The organism is Arthrobacter oryzae (genome assembly GCF_030718995.1).
Taxonomy (GTDB): Bacteria; Actinomycetota; Actinomycetes; order Actinomycetales; family Micrococcaceae; genus Arthrobacter; species Arthrobacter oryzae_C.
The window spans coordinates 3452313-3470188 of sequence record NZ_CP132204.1; the positions used below are offsets into that span (position 1 = coordinate 3452313).

15 protein-coding genes are annotated in these 17876 nt (G+C 65.5%); 6 read left to right on the forward strand and 9 right to left on the reverse strand.

Features of this window, described 5'->3' with window-relative positions:
- Window positions 1-76: 76 nt before the first annotated feature.
- Entirely contained in the window at window positions 77-1864 is a 1788-nt protein-coding gene (locus Q8Z05_RS15765; protein WP_305940531.1) for an S-layer homology domain-containing protein, read from the forward strand.
- 118 nt (window positions 1865-1982) lie between these two features.
- Here Q8Z05_RS15765 and glnA read toward each other — a convergent pair whose 3' ends face one another.
- On the reverse strand, window positions 1983-3407 hold the full coding sequence (glnA, locus tag Q8Z05_RS15770; RefSeq protein WP_305940532.1) for a type I glutamate--ammonia ligase: 1425 nt from the start codon (window positions 3405-3407) through the stop codon (window positions 1983-1985).
- 283 nt (window positions 3408-3690) lie between these two features.
- Here glnA and Q8Z05_RS15775 point away from each other — a divergent pair, with 283 nt between their 5' ends.
- Complete coding sequence (locus Q8Z05_RS15775; protein ID WP_305940533.1) at window positions 3691-4128, forward strand: RDD family protein; 438 nt, start codon at window positions 3691-3693, stop codon at window positions 4126-4128.
- A gap of 24 nt (window positions 4129-4152) precedes the next feature.
- On the opposite strand, the gene Q8Z05_RS15780 is transcribed toward Q8Z05_RS15775, so the two are convergent.
- From Q8Z05_RS15780 to lipB, 4 genes are all read right to left on the reverse strand, one after another.
- Window positions 4153-4515 (reverse strand): DUF3817 domain-containing protein, encoded by a 363-nt coding sequence (locus Q8Z05_RS15780; RefSeq protein WP_371745867.1) that lies wholly within the window; start codon window positions 4513-4515, stop codon window positions 4153-4155.
- Between the two features lie 121 nt (window positions 4516-4636).
- Complete coding sequence (locus Q8Z05_RS15785; RefSeq protein WP_305940534.1) at window positions 4637-5401, reverse strand: DUF4191 domain-containing protein; 765 nt, start codon at window positions 5399-5401, stop codon at window positions 4637-4639.
- 89 nt (window positions 5402-5490) lie between these two features.
- Window positions 5491-6498, reverse strand: a complete 1008-nt coding sequence (lipA, locus tag Q8Z05_RS15790; protein ID WP_305940535.1) for a lipoyl synthase — start codon at window positions 6496-6498, stop codon at window positions 5491-5493.
- On the reverse strand, window positions 6495-7163 hold the full coding sequence (lipB, locus tag Q8Z05_RS15795) for a lipoyl(octanoyl) transferase LipB (RefSeq protein ID WP_305940536.1): 669 nt from the start codon (window positions 7161-7163) through the stop codon (window positions 6495-6497). The genes lipA and lipB overlap by 4 nt, the downstream gene beginning before the upstream one ends.
- A 113-nt stretch (window positions 7164-7276) precedes the next feature.
- On the opposite strand from lipB, the gene Q8Z05_RS15800 reads away from it, so the two are divergent.
- The gene (locus Q8Z05_RS15800; RefSeq protein WP_305940537.1) at window positions 7277-8902 is read left to right on the forward strand and encodes a protein kinase domain-containing protein; all 1626 of its coding nucleotides are present in this window, start codon (window positions 7277-7279) and stop codon (window positions 8900-8902) included.
- A gap of 5 nt (window positions 8903-8907) precedes the next feature.
- Here Q8Z05_RS15800 and Q8Z05_RS15805 read toward each other — a convergent pair whose 3' ends face one another.
- Window positions 8908-9801 carry a TIGR01777 family oxidoreductase gene (locus tag Q8Z05_RS15805; protein ID WP_305940538.1) on the reverse strand — a complete coding sequence of 298 codons (894 nt, stop codon included), beginning with the start codon at window positions 9799-9801 and terminating at the stop codon, window positions 8908-8910.
- A 73-nt stretch (window positions 9802-9874) separates the two neighbouring features.
- Between Q8Z05_RS15805 and Q8Z05_RS15810 the strand changes: the two genes are divergently transcribed.
- On the forward strand, window positions 9875-13363 hold the full coding sequence (locus Q8Z05_RS15810; protein ID WP_305940539.1) for a S41 family peptidase: 3489 nt from the start codon (window positions 9875-9877) through the stop codon (window positions 13361-13363).
- 175 nt (window positions 13364-13538) lie between these two features.
- On the opposite strand, the gene Q8Z05_RS15815 is transcribed toward Q8Z05_RS15810, so the two are convergent.
- Window positions 13539-13970, reverse strand: a complete 432-nt coding sequence (locus tag Q8Z05_RS15815) for an OsmC family protein (RefSeq protein WP_305940540.1) — start codon at window positions 13968-13970, stop codon at window positions 13539-13541.
- 376 nt (window positions 13971-14346) lie between these two features.
- Between Q8Z05_RS15815 and Q8Z05_RS15820 the strand changes: the two genes are divergently transcribed.
- Together Q8Z05_RS15820 and Q8Z05_RS15825 are read left to right on the forward strand one after the other, a co-directional pair.
- Window positions 14347-14901, forward strand: a complete 555-nt coding sequence (locus Q8Z05_RS15820; RefSeq protein ID WP_305940541.1) for a hypothetical protein — start codon at window positions 14347-14349, stop codon at window positions 14899-14901.
- A gap of 156 nt (window positions 14902-15057) precedes the next feature.
- Window positions 15058-15447 carry a VOC family protein gene (locus Q8Z05_RS15825; protein WP_305940542.1) on the forward strand — a complete coding sequence of 130 codons (390 nt, stop codon included), beginning with the start codon at window positions 15058-15060 and terminating at the stop codon, window positions 15445-15447.
- Window positions 15448-15570: 123 nt separating this feature from the next.
- On the opposite strand, the gene Q8Z05_RS15830 is transcribed toward Q8Z05_RS15825, so the two are convergent.
- A complete protein-coding gene (locus tag Q8Z05_RS15830) occupies window positions 15571-15921 on the reverse strand; it encodes a hypothetical protein (RefSeq protein WP_305940543.1) in 351 nt (116 codons plus the stop codon).
- 186 nt (window positions 15922-16107) lie between these two features.
- On the reverse strand, window positions 16108-17856 hold the full coding sequence (gene sucB, locus Q8Z05_RS15835; protein WP_305940544.1) for a 2-oxoglutarate dehydrogenase, E2 component, dihydrolipoamide succinyltransferase: 1749 nt from the start codon (window positions 17854-17856) through the stop codon (window positions 16108-16110).
- Between the last annotated feature and the right edge of the window lie 20 nt (window positions 17857-17876).

Sequence of the window (17876 nt, forward strand, 5' to 3'; positions counted from 1 at the left end):
CGGACGGCACCGGAAGTGGGAACCCCCTGCAGGGCGGTCTCCCAGGTCTCTCCAGCCCTTCATCACGAAAGCCGCCATGCCTCTCCTTCAGCGATCCGCTGCCCTTTTCGCCGCGTTGTTTCTCTCGTCAGCCGCGCTGGCTTACCAGCCGGCTTCACCCGCCATGGCCGCCACGGCTCCTGCGCCCGATACCATCCCTGTGGAACAGGTGGACGGTACCCCCCACGCTGCCCACGCTTCGGAGGCGGGCGTAGCCCAACTCCCGAAGGGCCAGGAATTCGCCACCGAATCCCTCACGAGGACCGGCGATATCAAGGTGGCGCTGGTGACGGTGCAACTGGCGGACAAGAGCAGCACGGAGACCAGCGCCATTTCCCTGGACGCGGCCAAGAACGGAATTACGGCTTCCAGCAACTACTGGAAGGCGATGTCCAACAACAGGCTGTCCATGTCGGTGGCCTCCGTTCGGACGGGTTTCAAATCCTCGGCAACATCAAGCCAGGACTACTACACCATCACCAACACCGTCACCCGCGAACTGGGCTGGGTCAGCAGCCCGTACACCGCCCTGGTCATCTTCATACCGGTTCCCACCCTCTCCTGGGGCGCCCTGGGCTTCGGGGCCAGCAGCGATGGCACGAGCGGACGTATCCTGATGCCCCAGCCCAGCAAGTTCACCAACAACGTGGTCGCGCACGAGTTCGGGCATGTTCTGGGCCTTATGCACGCCGACAGCCTGCAATGCGGCAGCGGCATCGCCGACGTCGGCCCCGCCATCACGGGGGGATTCGCGGACTCGTCCTGCAGCATCCGTGAATACGGCGACACCACCGACCTGATGGGCGCCGCGCAGTACAGCATTCCGGCGATCAGTTCCAGCTTCTGGGACCGCGGGGGATTCGGCCGCGGCGACGAGATCTTCAATGCCGGGCTGGCCTCAGGTACCAAGCAGTACACCTTGAAGGCCTGGGCAGGCAGCGACGCCAACCGCGCGGTCAAATTCACCGATCCGAAGAGCAAAGAGGTCTACTACCTGGAGTTGCGCCTGCCCGTAGGCTACGACACGTCCACGGCCGTCAACGGCAACCGGGGCGTGAAGATCGTCCAGTCAGGAGGCGCCACCGCCGCCAGTTCGCTGATACTGATGCCCTCCACCCTCCCTTTCAGCGGCTACTACGCCTCGAACCAGACCTGGCAGGCCGGCCAGACCTTCACCACCTACACGGGGACGAGGGTGACTGTCGACTACATCACCAGCACCGCAGCGGGGGTCACTGTCAGCACGTCCCCGTTCATCGACTCCTATCAGTCCGCATTCTTCAACGAGATCGACTGGATGTATTACAGCGGACTGTCCACCGGGTGGGCGGACGGCACCTACCGGCCGTTTACGACGATGTCCCGTGAGGCCATGGCCGCATTCCTGTACCGGCTTGCGGGCAGCCCCCTCTACACTCCGCCGGCCGCGTCACCGTTCAGCGATGTCCCGACCTGGCACGGTTTCTATCATCAGATTTCCTGGATGAACTCCACCGGCCTGTCCACGGGCTGGGCGGACGGCACGTACCGGCCGTATGAGTCGATCACGCGGGAAGCGATGTCAGCCTTCCTCAACCGGTACTCGGGGAAGCTCTGCCGGATAGCCGCCGCAGACGTCGCCGCACCGGCGGTCTCTCCATTCATCGACATGACACCCGCGAGCGGCTTTTACCGGGAGATTTCGTGGATGAAATCCGCCGGTATCTCCACGGGCTGGGCCGACGGTACCTACCGGCCGGCCAACTCCGTGACCCGCGAGCAGATGGCAGCGTTCATCTACCGCCTCGACAGCTACCATGCAGCCAATGGCGGCTGCGTGGCCTGATCCGGCCCAGCGTGGTGCGCAAGGGCTGTTCCGCACCACAAAAAAGTCCGCATGTGCTGCCGGGGCAGCACATGCGGACTTGTCAGTGGACTAAGCGCAGCTCAGTCGCGGGGTCTGACTAGACGCCGTAGTAGAGCTCGAACTCGTACGGGTTCGGGCGCAGGGACAGCGGGCGGATCTCGTTCTCGTACTTGTACTCGATCCAGGTGTCGATCAGGTCCTGGGTGAACACGCCGCCGGCCTGGAGGAACTCGTTGTCCTCAGCCAGTGCTTCCAGGGCTTCCTCGAGCGTTCCCGGAGCCTTGGGGATGTCCTTGGCTTCCTCGGCAGGGAGCTCGTAGAGGTCCTTGTCGATGGGAGCCGGCGGTTCAATGCGGTTGCGGATGCCGTCGATGCCGGCCATCAGCTGGGCAGCGAACGCCAGGTACGGGTTGGAGGAGGGGTCCGGAGCGCGGAACTCGATGCGCTTGGCCTTCGGGTTGGAACCCGTGATGGGGATGCGGATACCGGCCGAGCGGTTGCCCTGCGAGTACACCATGTTGACCGGAGCTTCGAAGCCCTTGACCAGGCGGCGGTAGGAGTTGACCGTCGGGTTGGTGAAGGCGAGCACAGCGGAGGAGTGCTTCAGCAGGCCGCCGATGTACCAGCGGGCGGTGTCGGACAGGCCGGCGTAGCCCTTCTCGTCGTAGAACAGCGGCTCGCCGCCGGTCCACAGCGACTGGTGGCAGTGCATGCCCGAGCCGTTGTCACCGAAGACGGGCTTCGGCATGAAGGTCACGGACTTGCCCCAGGCGTCAGCCGTGTTCTTGATGACGTACTTGAACTTCTGCAGGTCGTCAGCGGCGTGGGTCAGCGTGGTGAACTTGTAGTTGATCTCAGCCTGGCCGGCGGAGCCGACTTCGTGGTGGCTGCGCTCGACCTCAAGGCCGGCCTCGTCCAGGGCGACACACATGGCGTCACGCAGGTCGGCCTGCTTGTCGGTGGGGGAGACCGGGAAGTAGCCGCCCTTGACGGGGGTCTTGTAGCCCAGGTTTCCGCCTTCTTCTTCGCGGCCGGTGTTCCAGTGTGCTTCTTCGGAGTCAATCTTGTAGAAGCTGCCCTGCGGGGAGGACTGGTACTGGACGTTGTCGAAGACGAAGAATTCGGCCTCGGGGGCGAAGAACGCGGTGTCGGCGATGCCGGTGGACGCGAGGTAGGCCTCAGCCTTCTCGGCTACGCCTCGGGGGTCGCGGTGGTAAGGGTCACCGGTGCGGGGGTTCACGATGGAGAAGTTCAGCGCGAGGGTCTTCTCCATGCGGAACGTGTCCAGGAACGCCGTGGTGACATCCGGGATGAGCTGCATGTCGGACTCGGCGATGCCCTGGAAACCGCGGATGGACGAACCGTCGAAGAGCTGGCCGTTGATGAAGAAGTCTGCATCAACGCTCTTGGCCGGCACGTTGAAGTGCTGCTGCACGCCGGGAAGGTCGGTGAAGCGGATATCGACGAATTTAATATCTTCGTCCTTGATGAACTTGAGGACTTCGTCCGCAGTCTTGAACATCTATGCTCCTTACGCATAAGTAATAACTGGCTGGAAAGCCATGTGGTCCAGCGCAATCCGACGGTGCGAAAACACAAAAGTGTCCCCGCTCCCAGCTCGCTAGCAACTGTTACCACCCTAGGGACACGGGATTTCCCGTCCGTGTCCGCTATGTTTCCGGCAGGTTACGTAACCGCCTGATATGTAAACGCTATACGGTGTCCACACTGTGGTCCATCCGCATCCATACTGTGAACTTCGCAGCGGGAGCCGCCAGGAGCCGCACAGCGGATAGGCTTAAGCCGTGGTTGATCGCAAAGACATAGGTTCCTGGCTCAGCGGGCCGGACATGTCCGGCATTTCCAAGTACCCGGGCGAGCGTCTTGGCCTGCCCGAGGCGGGCCCCGGTTCGATGGCGCGGGCGGGCAGGCGGATCCTTGCCATCTGCGTCGACTGGGGACTCGCGCTCCTGATCAGCAACTATGCCTTCGGCGGAGACCCCTGGGCGACGCTGGCGGTATTTGCAGCGGAGCAGATCCTGCTCATCGGCACCCTCGGCTACAGTGTTGGCCACCGGCTCCTGGGAATCCATGTAGTCCGCCTGGGCGGCGCCCCGGCTGGCCCGCTGGCTGCCCTGGTCCGCACCCTGCTTCTGTGCCTGGTGATCCCGGCGGTCATTTTTGATCCGGATCACCGCGGCCTCCACGACAAGGCGATGAACACCATCCTTATCCGCAGGTAGCCGGGGTCGCGGGACGAATCCCGCCTACACTCCAGCGTTCTGTTGCTCCAAGGTTGTGTGTTGCGCAGTTGGTGCCGGTGTCAGGTAGCCGCGGTTGCCTGCCCAGCGTTCGAACAGGACCGTGGCGAAGGGGAACACAGCAGAGATGCCCGCGAAGAACGCCACCCGGAAGGGCCACCGCTGCAGCCGCCACAGGGCCAGCGCTGCTACGCCGTAGCCGATGAACAACGCCCCGTGAATCGGGCCGGCAATCTCCACGCCCACCTCGGATGTCCTGGCCACCCATTTGAAGTACATTCCTGTCAGGAGGGCGGCCCAGCTGAAGGCCTCGGCAACGGCGAGGACGCGGAAGAGGCGGATGACGGCAGATTTCGAGGGCAGTTTCACGGTTCTCCGATTTCTCACAATGGCTGTGCTCACGGCGGGCGGGTTGGTGCGGGCGGATGGCCCAAAGCAAACGCCCCGGGTGCCGGCCAGATGGCCGGTGTCCGGGGCGTTGCGTGTGCTGTTAGCGGCCGCGCGCTGCTTTGCGGTCCGGCCGGGCCTTGTAGGGATCGATTCCCTTGGGGATGGGGAGGCGGTTACCCAGCGAGGAAATGCGCTTCGACACAGCATTCACCTCAAGCTTGGTGAGTTCCTTGTCCAGCTTGTTCATCTTCTTGGCGACCTGGCTGATGGGAACCTGGCCCTCGCCGCGGCCGCTCTCGATCCAGTGGACCGTAACGTTGGGCAGGATGCGCGCCAGGCGCTTGCGTTCCGCGTCGACGAGGGGCCGGACACGGTGCGTGGGGCCTTCACTGACAAGCACGACGCCGGGACGGCCGATGGCGCGGAATACGGCGTCCTGGGTGCGCGGGTTGACGGCAACCGGCTGGTCCTCGGTGATCCATCCACGCTTTAGCGTGCCCAGGACGGCGCCGGAGGCGCCGGGCTGGTTCTCGATCTGGGCGAAGGCGGCGCGCTCAGCGCGGCGCGAAAGGATGAGGGTGGCGGCCAGCAGACCGAGGGGAATGCCGATAATGAGGCCCGTGATCCAGTTTTCGAGGAGGAAACCCACCAGGAAGCTGACAGCTACGACGCCCAGGAAGGCAAGCAGCATCATCCAGACCACCATGGGGTCGTGGCGGCGCGTCATCTGGAAGACTTCGTTGATCTGCTTCAGCCTGCTGGGCTTCTTGACCTTGGCTTCCTTCGGCTTGCGAGAGAAGAGGCCACGCTTCGGAGCGTCAGAGGCTGCCGGAGTCGGATTGCTGGAATCAGGGGAATTCGCCATAGTGCCTTAATTCTACGTGATTTATGCCTGAGGGCCGGACGCCGGAATGCTCCGGTGCCGGCCCCCGGGCATATTTGTTACGAAAGGTCCTAGTGGTGTGCTGCGATGAGGGAGCTGGCTTCCTGGCGGGTGCTGCCGGAGGACTCGATGTGGGCGAGTTCGGCCGGGATTTCCCAGCCCTTTTTGCGCATCGCGGTGGCCCAGAGCCGGCCGGCACGGTAGGAAGAGCGGACCAGCGGGCCGGACATGACGCCGAGGAAGCCGATTTCCTCGGCCTCGGTGGCGAGGTCCACGAATTCCTGCGGCTTGACCCAGCGGTCCACCGGCAGGTGCCGTTCGGAGGGGCGCAGGTACTGGGTGATGGTGATCAGGTCGCAGCCGGCCTGGTGCAGGTCGCGCAGGGCCTCGGAGATTTCCTCTCGGGTTTCGCCCATGCCCAGGATCAGGTTGGACTTGGTGACCATGCCCAGGTTCCGGCCCTGCGTGATCACATCCAGGGACCGCTCGTACCGGAACGCGGGGCGGATGCGCTTGAAGATCCGCGGGACCGTTTCGACGTTGTGCGCGAAGACCTCGGGCTTGGAGTCGCAGATCGCGGCGATGTGCTCGGGTTTGCCGGAGAAGTCCGGGATCAGCAGTTCGACGCCGGTGCCCGGGTTCAGTTCGTGGATCTTCCGGACGGTTTCGGCGTAGAGCCAGACACCTTCGTCGGCCAGGTCGTCGCGGGCCACGCCGGTCACGGTGGCGTAGCGCAGCTGCATGGCCTGGACCGAGCGGGCTACCTTGGTGGGTTCGAACATGTCCACCGGGGAGGGCTTGCCGGTATCGATCTGGCAGAAATCACAGCGCCGGGTGCACTCGGAGCCGCCGATCAGGAACGTGGCTTCCTTGTCTTCCCAGCACTCGAAGATGTTCGGGCAGCCGGCCTCCTCACACACGGTGTGGAGGCCTTCTTTTTTGACCAGGTTCTTGAGCTGGACGAACTCCGGGCCCATCTGGACCTTGGCCTTGATCCACTCCGGCTTACGCTCCACCGGTGTGGCCGCGTTGCGCTGCTCGATACGCAGCATCTTCCGGCCTTCTGGTGCCAGTGTCACAGTAGAGCTCCTTCTGGGTTTGAAACGAGTGCTTCTTCGTGCTTGCGGAATTCTTCGACGACCCGGTCCGCGATGTCGGCGGGTGTGATGGTCCTGCCGGCCTCGAGGGACATCGTGGTGACACCTGCGTCCGTGATGCCGCAGGCAATAATCTGGGCATAAGGTGCAAGGTCGTTGCTGCAGTTGATGGCGATGCCGTGCATGGTGACCCCGTCCAGGACCCGGATGCCGATCGCGGCGATCTTGCGGTCCGGTCCCTTGCTGTCGGCTTTGATCCAGACGCCGGCGCGTCCCTTGATCCGCTCGGCGTTGATGCCGTAGTCCGCCATGACCGCGATCATGACGGCTTCGAGCCGTTCAACGTAATCGCGGATACCGGACCGGTTCTTCAGTTTGAGGACGGGATAGGCAATCAGCTGGCCGGGCCCGTGCCAGGTCAGCTTGCCGCCGCGGTCCACGGCCACGACGGGGGTTCCGTCGAACGGCCGTTCGTGGTCTTCTGTGAGCTTGCCTGCCGTATAAACGGCGGCGTGCTCAAGGAGCAGGACTGTGCTGGGTGCCTCAGCTGCGACGACTTTGTCATGGAGTTCGCGCTGGATCTCCCAGCCCTTCATGTAATCAACGAAATCCGGAGCAAGACCCAGCGTGGAAAACTCAAGAGTCATGGCATCCAGCTTAGACCCCGTCCGCCGTCGTGCCTGATTCTGTGCTTAACCTCTCACCGCGGTGCCTGTGGATAACTTCTGCGGAAATTTGCCGATTCCGCTATTCCTTGGGTATGGAAAAAATCGGGTACGACGGCGGGGCCCCGGAGGTTCCCGGCTATGAGGTGGGGCGTGAACTGGGCCGCGGGGGAAGCGCCAGTGTTTGGCTGGTTCGGGAGGAGGTCACTCTCCGGGAGTTTGCGCTGAAGTGCTTTGACCCGGTGGAGAACTTTCCGCAGCCGGGGTCCGACGCCGGTGTTCCCGCCCGGGTCCGCGGGGATACCGAACGCGGCGTGCGCCGTGAAGTGGCGATCCTCTCGGCGCTGGATCATGACCACTTGGTGAAGTCGCACGATGTGGTCAGGCTCCGCGGAGCAGCGGGCGGCGGCCTCGGGGTGGTCATGGACTATGCGGCCGGCGGATCCCTGGCCCAGCTGATCGGCTGCAGGGGGTCGTTAGGCGTGGGCGAAACGGTGACCGTCCTGACGCCCGTGGCCCAGGCTTTGGGCTATCTACACGGCAAGGGCTTCATGCATTCGGATGTGTCACCGGGCAATGTGCTGTTCACTGCGCACGGCAAGCCCCTTTTGGCGGACCTGGGTGTCTCGCGCATGGTGGGCGATGCAGCGGATGCTTCGCCGGCGGGCACCGAAGGCTTTATGGACCCGGCACCTGTCGACGCGCTACGGGCAGGGCTCCAGCCTGAGCGTGATGTCTATTCGGCGGCTGCCATCGGGTGGTACTGCCTCACCGGGAAGGCTCCTGGGCGTGGCCCGGACCGTCCGCCGCTGTCACTGCTGGTTCCGGGCGTTCCCGCTGCCCTCGCGGCGGCGTTGGAGGCGGGCTTGAAAGAGGACCGGCGGGAGCGGCCCTCCGCCCTGGAGTTTGCAGCGGCTGTTTACCGCAGTGCGGAGGCAGCCCCGCTGGATCTGTCCGGTGCGGTGCACCCCACGGTGCTCCCGCAACTGCTGACGCGTCGCAACGTTCCGCCGTCACGAAACGCCCGAAGGGCGGCCAGGCTGGCGTCGAAGGTCCGTGCCTGGCGCCGCCGCCTGGGCAGCCCGGGAGGCCGGGTCCGGCGGGTGCGCCGTACCTCGGGGCGGCACGCGGGGCGCAACCGTCGGTGGATTGGTGCCGTGGTTGCGGCCCTCGCCTGCGCGGGGATCGCCTCGGCCTGGCTCCTGGCGGGGCGGGAGCTGGACATCCGGAACGAGCCTGCGTCCGGGGCAGTTTCTGCGCCGTCGGTACCGGTGACGGACGTCCTCTCGGGGCCCGCCATGTCTGTTCCGGCCGAGGTCCGGGAACTGGCGCTATCTCCAAAGCCCGAAGAGGCTGTGCGGGGACTGGCCGGGATACGGTCCGCTGCGCTGAACTCAGGTGAACTAGAGCTGCTGGACGAGGTCAATCTGGAGAACTCCCCGGCCGCCGTGGCCGACGCCAGGATCAGCGGAAGGCTCAGGGAAACCGGCCATGTCCTGGCAGGCTTCGGCACTATCCTGACGCATGCGGAGGCAGAGCCGGGGGGTTCGGATGCGCGGACAGTGGTGGCAATCACCGCAGGCACGTCGGCGTACCGGGAGACGGACGCCGGCGGCAATGTTGTTGCAGTGGAAACGGCCGGTCCGGAGCAGCGGTTGCGTCTGGTCCTGGTTAGTTCCGGCGGGCGCTGGCGGATCCAGGAGATCCTGCCGGCGGGCTAGCTTTACTAATCCTTGCCGGTGGCCCAGGCGGCACCCTGTTCCAGCGAGGGGTGCTTCCACTGGAATCCGGCCCCGGCCAGCCGCACGGGCTCCATGCGCTGGCTGCCCAGCAGGAGTTCGTCTGCCAGCTTGCCCATGACCATGCGCAGCACCGGCGCGGGTACCCGGAAGAGTGCCGGCCGGTGCAGCGCAGCCGCGAGCCGGGTAATAAGGGCGTTGACGTCCGCGCTCTCGGGGGCGCAGAGGTTGACCGGGCCTGACATCGGGGATGTCAGCAGGAAGCTGAAGGCTGAGGACACATCCGGCAGCGTGATCCAGGGCCAGCACTGCCGGCCGTTGCCCAGCGGTCCCCCGACGCCGAGCCGAAGCAGCGGCAGCAGCCGTCCCAGGGCGCCTCCCGACCTGCTCAGGACCACGCCTGTCCGGGGAGTGATAACACGGACACCGGCGGGAGCCCCGTGCGCGGCCTCTTCCCATTCCCTGCAGATCCGGGCCATGATGCCCGAACCGTTCGGCGAATTTTCGTTCAGCGCCGCGGCGCCGCGGTCGCCGTAATAATTGGAGCCGGACTGGCTGACGAAGACCGTCGGCGGCTGGTCCAGTTTCGCCATGGCAGCCGCCAGGGTCCGGGTGGGGTCCAGCCGGGAGCGGAACAGCTCGTCGATGCGGGACCGCGTCCACGGTCGGTCTCCGATCCCGGCTCCGGCCAGGTTGATCACGGCGTCCGCGCCCTCAAGATGGGCGGGATCAAGCTGTCCGGATGCCGGATCCCAGGGGAGTTCGCCTGCACCTGCGGGTGCCCGCCGCACCAGGCGGACCACGTCGTGGCCGCCCGAGCGAAGATGGGCGGACATGTGGCTGCCGATGAGGCCGGACGCGCCGGCCATGATGATTCGCATGATCCATCTCACCATGCCCGGCACGGCGGCGGAACCTCCCGTTCGGCCCACCGACTTTGACTATGATCTAACGATGACCTCTTCGAGCTACTTTCGTTTCCCGCATCTGCACGGCGATCTGGTCACCTTCGTGGCCGAGGACGACGTCTGGATCGCGCCCCTGGACGGAGGCCGCGCATGGCGGGTTTCCTCCCTTCAGCTACCGGCCAGGAACCCCCGCTTCACGCCCGACGGCAAGCGGCTGGTGTGGACGGTAGTGCAGGGGACGGCGCCTGAGGTCGTCACCGCGGATGTCGACGGCGGAGGGTACCGCCAGCTGACCTATTTCGGCCATGCGTCCACCCGGGTCAAGGGCTTCACGGCTGCGGGCGACGTACTGGTCACCAGTGCGTTCCGGCAGGCCGAAAGCCGCCACACGCACGCCTACAGTGTTCCGCTGGAAGGCGGCTGGTCCGAGGAGCTGGCATTCGGGCCCGTCGAGTCCGTGGCGTTTGGCCCGGAGAACGGCGATGAACGCCCGGTGGTCGTGGCCAGTGTGCTCTCGCGCGAGCCGGCCTGGTGGAAGAGGTACCGCGGCGGGACCGCCGGCAAGCTCTGGATCGACGCCGACGGAAACGGGGAGTTCGAACGCCTGGTCCCCGAACTGGACGGCAACCTCGCGGATCCCATGTGGGTTGACGGGCGGGTGGCTTTCCTGTCCGACCACGAGGGCTACGGGAACTTGTATTCGGTGCTTCCGAACGGCACGGGACTGCGCCGCCACACCGATCACGAAGACTTCTACGTGCGCCACGCCGCCACTGACGGCAAGCGTGTGGTGTTCGAATCCGCCGGCGAGCTTTGGCTGATCCCCGACCTGGCATCGGACCCGGTAAAGCTCGACATCTCGCTGGGATCGGCCTCCCAGGGGCGGAGGCCGGCACTCCTGAAAACCACCCGCCACCTTGGCAGTGTGATTCCGGACCACAGCGGCTCCTCCAGCGCGGTGGAGGCGCACGGCACCATCCACTGGCTCCGCCACAAGGACGGGCCCTCACGGATCGTGGAGGCCACACCCGGCGTTCGCGCCCGCCTGCCGCGGCCGCTGAGCGAAGGCCGTATTGCCTACGTCGCCGACCACGACGGCGGAGAGGCCCTCTACATCAACGACATCGCCCCGCAGTTGGCCGACCCGCAGGCAGCCCCTGCCCCGCGGCCCCGGCAGGCCGCCGGGCAGGAGCCGGGAGCCTTGCTGCCGAAGCCCGTACCGGCTTCCGGGATCACCCGTGCCGCCGAACACGGCACTGACGGCGGAAGCGACGTAGCGGGCGGTGCGCCGGAGGATGCCGCCATCACGGCCGGCGGCGCCGTTAACGCGCGGCTGCGGAAGATCGATTTCCCCAAGGCGACGCGGGCGAGTGCCATGGAGGCCAGCCCGGACGGCCGCACCATCGCCGTCGGGACATCCTTCGGCGAGGTCTACCTGGCCGACACCCGGACCGGGACCATCAAGCTTGTGACCAGCATCGGCGAGGGCACGATCGACGGGCTGTGCTGGTCCCCGGACTCAGCCTGGCTTGGCTGGTCCGAACCGGTCACTTCCTTTGGCTCACGCAGCCGGCTTCGGATTGTCAAGGCGGACGATCCTGAGTTCAGGATCGTGGACGTCACGGACGGCCGCTTCCGCGACGCCTCGCCGTCGTTCACTCCGGACGGAAAGTTCATCGCGTTCCTGTCGAACCGGAGCTTTGACCCTGTCTACGACGGACACTCTTTTGACTTGTCCTTTCCGAGCCCCATCAAGCCGTACCTCGTCGCCCTCGCTGCGGACACGCCGTCGCCGTTTGGCCCGTCGGTGGACCTCGCCGACGAGCCGTTCGACGAACCGGCCGGCTCTGACGGAGCCGTCACGGACTCCGCCGGAAACGGCAACGCATCGGATGCCGCGCGATCCGCAGCGCCGGCCGTCCGGGTGGACGCCGACGGGCTGGCCCACCGGGTTATCGGAGTACCGGTGCCGCAGGGAAACTACTCAGCACTCGAAGCCACCCCGGGCGCCTTGCTCTGGCTGGACAACGCCCTGGCCGGTGTCACCGGCGACGGGCGGGCCAGCACTGACGACAAGGACGCCGCCCCCAGCCTGGTCCGCTTCGACATGGCCAAGCGCAAAACGTCCACCATAGTGGACGCGCTGGACAGCTACCGCGTCTCCGGTGACGGCAGGAAGGTGGTCTTCCTGCACGACAAGCAGATTCGCGTGGCGCCGGCCGATGCCAGAGGCGACGAAGATTCCGGCCAGCTGGTGAAAGTGGACGTCAGCCGGATCCGTGTGCTCCTGCACCCGCTGAGTGTGTGGGGCCAGGCTTTTGACGAGGCCTGGCGGCTTCAGCGTGACTTCTTCTGGACCGAGGACATGGCCGGGCAGGACTGGGAATCCGTGCACCGCCGGTACCGTCCCCTGGTGGACAGGCTCGGCTCGCATGACGACCTCGTGGACCTGCTGTGGGAGCTTCACGGCGAACTCGGTACGTCGCACGCCTATGTCCGTCCGGCTGCTGTCACCGAAAACGGCAGCAACGGGCAGGGCCGCCTGGGGGCGGACCTGGCGTTCACCGCAGCGGGCTGGGAAATCACCCGCATCCTGGCGGGGGAGTCGTCTGACCCGCTGGCAACCTCGCCGCTGACCAGGCCGGGGGCGGACGCCAAGGCAGGGGACATCCTGCTGGCCATCGACGGCGTGGAACTGTCGGAAACGCTGACTCCCGCCATGCAGCTCGTAGGCGCCGCCGGGAAGGCCGTGGAGCTGACCCTGCGCAACGGTGCCGCCCACGGCGAGGCAGCAGGCAGGCAGCGCCGCATTGCCGTGGTGCCGGCCAAGGATGAGGAACGCCTGCGGTACCAGGAGTGGGTTGCCGGTAACCGCAGGACAGTGCGTGAAGCTTCCGGCGGAACGTACGGCTACCTCCACATTCCGGACATGCTGGCCAACGGCTGGGCCCAGTTGCACCGCGACCTGGACACGGAGACCGCCCTGGACGGACTGATCGTGGACGTTCGCCGCAACCGGGGCGGGCACACCTCCCAGCTTGTTGCCGAACTTATCGGCCGCAAGGTGACGGGCTGGAGCATGCCGCGCGGGGAGCGGCCCCGGACCTACCCCCACCACGCGCCTCGCGGCCCGGTGGTCATCCTCACTGACGAATTTGCCGGTTCGGACGGGGACATCATCACGCAGGTGTCCAAGCTGCGCGGTATCGGGCCGGTCATCGGCACCCGGACCTGGGGCGGTGTGGTGGGCATCGACAACCGCTTCTCCCTTGCCGACGGCACCGGAGTGACGCAGCCGCGCTACGCCACCTGGTTCAGCGGCGGCGTGGGCTGGGGCGTCGAAAACTATGGCGTGACGCCGGATATTGAGGTGACGTTCCCGCCGCACGCCTATGCCGCCGGCCGGGACCCCCAGCTCGAGTACGGCATCGGCGCCCTCAAGGAAATGATCCAGGAACTCCCCACGGACCGGCCCCCGCTCCGTGAGGGCTACCGGCGGCTGCGCCCGGCACCGCTGCCGGCCCGCAAGGACTGACCCGCAAGGACTGGCACGCAAGGACTGGCACGCAAGGACTGGCCCGGCCGGTTCCCCGGACAAACGAAGGCCCCGCCCCCGCCCTGGTAACCAGGGCAGGAGCGGGGCCTTTGCTGTCAGGGGAGCGGCGTCGCTCGGAAGCGGCGGCGCTGCGCGTGTCCCCAGGCAGCCCGGACTAGGAAGCCGCGAGCGTGGCGTCCAGGGTGATGTCGATGCTTGCCAGGGCGCCGGAGACAGGGCAGCCGACCTTGGCTTCCGCTGCGATCTTCTGGAATTCCTCTTCCGAGATGCCCGGGATCCGGGCGTTCACCGTGAGGTGGCTGCCCGTGATGCCGGTGCCCGGCTTGAAGGTCACGTCCGCCTTGGTGTGGACCTCTTCCGGAGTGTGGCCGGCCTGCGCCAGCATGTTGCTGAAGGCCATGGAGAAGCAGGCCGAGTGCGCTGCTGCAATCAGTTCCTCGGGGCTGGTCTTGCCTTCGGCCTGCTCGGTGCGGGCCTTCCACGTGACGGCGTAGGTGCCCAGGCCGGAGCTGTCCAGCGTGGTGTTGCCGGACCCCTCGAACAGGTCGCCGTTCCATACGGTGTGCGCGGTGCGTGTTGCTGCCATATCCACTCCTCAGCTTAGATTCGATCCGGTCCAGGCTTCCGCCCGGACCTTCCGCATCAATCCTAGGGATTCATGAGCCGCGGCGCACGGGGTGTCCGCTGTCAGAGGATTATGACCGGCTAACGGGACGGAAATGGGTCTCACCCCTCCGGCCAAATTTGCAGATCCGGAGCGCTAGGATAACTAAATGAGCGCGCCCGAAGGTTCAGGCGAAGCTCTGCGGAAACTGCCAGCGGGAATGCCGGGAAGGTAGGCGGACTCCCGCCAGCTAACGTCGGCGGATATGAGGAACTCCTCAACCATTTCCAAGAGCGAGGTCAAACACTGCTCACGATCCAGCCTTTGAGCAAACGCGATTGCGGGAGCAGGACTCAACGTGAGCGGTAAACAATACCGGCAGCCATTGGCCCGCAAGAAGAAGAACCGTCGTAACGTCTTGCTCTGGTGGGCCGGAATTCTGGTTGGCTTGGCCGCCGCCTCGGAGCTGATCTCTGTTTTCACCATGGGCGTCCACCTCAACGGCAAGGAGGCTCCACCCTACATGAGGGACGTGGCAGAGCAACTCGAGACTGAGCCGGAGTGGAAGCTGGTCAGCGATTCCGAAACGCTGCACACCGGTTCTTACTGCCTCGTACCAGCATGCCCTGAGCTTAACCAGAAGTGGGATCTTGGGGCGGATTCCATAAGCTGCCCGGAGCTGCACCAGCTTCTTACAGATTCCGGATACAACGTCATCACCCGCAGGTCCAGCTTCACTCCGGAAGCAAATGAACAAGCGGAGAACTGCACACAAAAGGCAATGAACGCCGTCTCATCCGATGCTGAAGCAGCGGGAGGGCTGGTACGAATTGAAGTAGTCATCTTCCCTCCCAGCGACCACCCGACATCGAAGCGCGACCACTACGAACTTACGCTACGCGTTATCAAATAGGGCCAGTCATCGAATGGATGCAGCCATTTGCGTGCCAGCGGCAGCTTTCATATCCAAACGAATACTTCCAGCAACTGAAATCCCCCGCACGAAACAACACCACTTTCAGTCGGTGTTGCGACGATCCTTGGAAACCGCCCTGTCTACACTGGCTCAATGGGAACTCAACGCCGCCGGGACCGGTCCGCCAGCACTTCTCCGCAGGCGAGGATCGCCGCCATCATGGTCAATGCCGGGAACGCCGAAGAGCTTGCGGCGTTTTGGGCTTCTTTGCTGGGAACCACCGTTTCCGCGCGCTTCGACCAGTTCGTCTGGCTGAAGCCTGCCTCTGCCGGAGCGCCGCAGCTTGCCTTCCAGGAGGTCGCGGATGCGACTCCGGGACGGCGGCGTCTGCACCTTGATGTGCACGGCCCGGACCCGGTCAGCCTCCGCGCCCATGCTGAAGCGCTGGGCGCCGTGTTCGTGGAGGGGCATGACATCGGTGACTTCCACTGGGACGTGATGCAGGATCCCGAAGGGAACGAGTTCTGCATCGCCCGTGACTAACGTGTGAGTGACGCGTGACTGACAGCGACTGCCCGGCGGACCCGGCGGGGACTGCCCGCGGGAACGACGACGGCGACGCCCCCGCCCCGGGGTGCGTCGCCGTCGTCGTGAGCGTAGTTTGCGTTACTGCCAGAGGGTGGCGATGGCCACGTTCAGCAGCGCCAGGCCGCCAACGCTGTGCGCCAGGCCCTTGCTGATCGGCTCGTCCTTCTTGTATTTCCGGCGACCCATGAAGGCGAGGACGGCCACAGCCAGTGCTATGGCGAACTTGATGCCGAGTTTGAAGTAGTTCGCCTCCATGTCGAGCGCCGGGATGAGCCCCATCATCACGATGCCTGTGATGAGCTGCAGGGCTGCGCCGTCGAACTGCCGCGGATGTACCGTGGGCTTTTTCATATTGCCGATCCAGATGCCGACAATCATGGCGGCGCCGACGATGTGCAGGAAGACCATGATGTTGTAAACGATGTCCATGCGCCCAGTTTAGCCAGAGGGTTCTACGCTTCGTAGTAAGCCCCGCGGGCGGGGAGTGCGACGATTTGGTAACCACAACGGTCTGGTGACCAAACGAGGCAACAACGACGGCGGCGCAGGCCTTCCGGTGATAACCACCGGTGCCTGCGCCGCCGTCGTGTGTGCTGCTGTTTGCCCTGCTGGGGCTTAGATCCCCAGGTCCGCCTCGAAGGCGCCGGCCTCAAGGCGGGCCTTGAGGGTCTGCAGGAAGCGTCCTGCGTCGGCGCCGTCCACCAGTCGGTGGTCGTACGTCAGGGAGAGGTACATCATGGAGCGGATGGCGATCGAGTCGTCGCCGTTTTCGTCAGTGACCACCACAGGGCGCTTGACGATCGCACCGGTGCCCAGGATGCCTACCTGCGGCTGGTTGATGATCGGGGTGTCGAACAGTGCGCCAACAGAACCGATGTTGGTGATGCTGAACGTTCCGCCGGACAGCTCGTCCGGGCCGATCTTGCCGTCGCGGGTGCGGCTTGCGACGTCTGCGATCTTGCCGGCGAGGCCGGCGAGGTTCAGGCTGCCGGCGTCGGAGATGACCGGAACCAGCAGGCCCTTGTCCGTGTCCACGGCGATGGCCAGGTGCTCGGCGTTGTGGTAGGTGATTTCCTGCTTGTCTTCGTCGTAGGCCGCGTTCACCTTCGGGTGCTGCTTCAGCGCTTCGGCGACTGCCTTGGCGATGAACGGCAGGAAGGTCAGCTTCACACCGTTCTGGGCCTGGAACGAGTTCTTGGCCTTGACGCGCAGCTTGGCGATCTTCGTCATGTCCACTTCGTGGACCTGCGTCAGCTGCGTGGAGATGTCCAGGGACTCACGCATGCGGCGGGCGATGACCTGGCGGATGCGCGGTGCCTTCTGTACGGTGCCGCGCAGTGACGAGGCGGCCGCGGAAGGCGCTTCCTGCTTGGATGCAGCCGGAGCCGGTGCCGCAGCCGCGGGAGCGGCCTTGGCTTCAGCGGCGGCCAGCACGTCCTGCTTGCGGATGCGGCCACCCACGCCGGTGCCGGTCAGCGAGGAGATGTCCACGCCCTGCTGGTTGGCGAGCTTGCGCACCAGGGGAGTGACATAGCCTGACTCGGCCGGTGCTGCGGATTCTGCTGCCGGGGCTTCCTGCTTGGGAGCAGCCGGTGCTTCTTCCTTGGCGGGGGCCGCTGCCGGGGCTGCGGGTGCAGCAGCAGGAGCCTCCTGCTTGGGGGCCTCGGCTGCGGGCGCTTCCTGCTTGGGAGCCGGTGCTGCCGGTGCGGCGGCCGGGGCGGCAGCACCGGAACCGATCACGGCAAGGACGGACCCGACTTCGGCAGTCTCGTCTTCGTTGACGCGGATTTCCTGCAGCGTGCCGGCAACCGGCGACGGGATCTCGGTGTCCACCTTGTCGGTGGATACCTCGAGGAGGGGTTCGTCAACTTCGACGGAGTCGCCGACGGCCTTGAGCCAGCGGGTCACGGTGCCTTCGGTGACGGACTCGCCGAGGGCAGGAAGGGTTACTTCGTGGCTTTCGCCGGAAGCGGCGGGGGCTGCCTCGGCAGCCGGGGCTTCAGCCGGTGCGGCAGCCTCGGCGGAGGGGGCTTCCTCGGCGGCGGGTGCTTCTTCAGCGGGTGCTTCTTCTGCGGCGGGCGCAGCCTCGGCGGGAGCAGCTTCTTCGGAAGCGCCGGCGGAACCGGAGCCGTCACCAATGCGGACGAGCGGGGCGCCGACTTCGGCGGTCTCATCTTCGGCGACGAGGATTTCCTCAATCACGCCAGCAATCGGAGAGGGGATTTCGGTGTCTACTTTGTCGGTGGAAACCTCGAGCAGCGGCTCGTCCACCTCTACCCGGTCACCTACCTGCTTGAGCCAGCGGGTGACGGTTCCTTCGGTGACACTCTCACCGAGGGCGGGCAAGTTAACGGATTCAGACATGTCGTCCCCGTTCTCCTTAT

Bases quoted from the DNA above. Each gene is read 5' to 3' on its own strand.
- Q8Z05_RS15765 (WP_305940531.1), top strand. From the start codon at position 77: ATGCCTCTCCTTCAGCGATCCGCTGCCCTTTTCGCCGCGTTGTTTCTC.
- glnA (WP_305940532.1), bottom strand. From the start codon at position 3,407: ATGTTCAAGACTGCGGACGAAGTCCTCAAGTTCATCAAGGACGAAGAT.
- Q8Z05_RS15785 (WP_305940534.1), bottom strand. From the start codon at position 5,401: ATGGCGAATTCCCCTGATTCCAGCAATCCGACTCCGGCAGCCTCTGAC.
- lipB (WP_305940536.1), bottom strand. From the start codon at position 7,163: ATGACTCTTGAGTTTTCCACGCTGGGTCTTGCTCCGGATTTCGTTGAT.
- Q8Z05_RS15800 (WP_305940537.1), top strand. From the start codon at position 7,277: ATGGAAAAAATCGGGTACGACGGCGGGGCCCCGGAGGTTCCCGGCTAT.
- Q8Z05_RS15805 (WP_305940538.1), bottom strand. From the start codon at position 9,801: ATGCGAATCATCATGGCCGGCGCGTCCGGCCTCATCGGCAGCCACATG.
- Q8Z05_RS15810 (WP_305940539.1), top strand. From the start codon at position 9,875: ATGACCTCTTCGAGCTACTTTCGTTTCCCGCATCTGCACGGCGATCTG.
- Q8Z05_RS15815 (WP_305940540.1), bottom strand. From the start codon at position 13,970: ATGGCAGCAACACGCACCGCGCACACCGTATGGAACGGCGACCTGTTC.
- Q8Z05_RS15825 (WP_305940542.1), top strand. From the start codon at position 15,058: ATGGGAACTCAACGCCGCCGGGACCGGTCCGCCAGCACTTCTCCGCAG.
- Q8Z05_RS15830 (WP_305940543.1), bottom strand. From the start codon at position 15,921: ATGGACATCGTTTACAACATCATGGTCTTCCTGCACATCGTCGGCGCC.
- sucB (WP_305940544.1), bottom strand. From the start codon at position 17,856: ATGTCTGAATCCGTTAACTTGCCCGCCCTCGGTGAGAGTGTCACCGAA.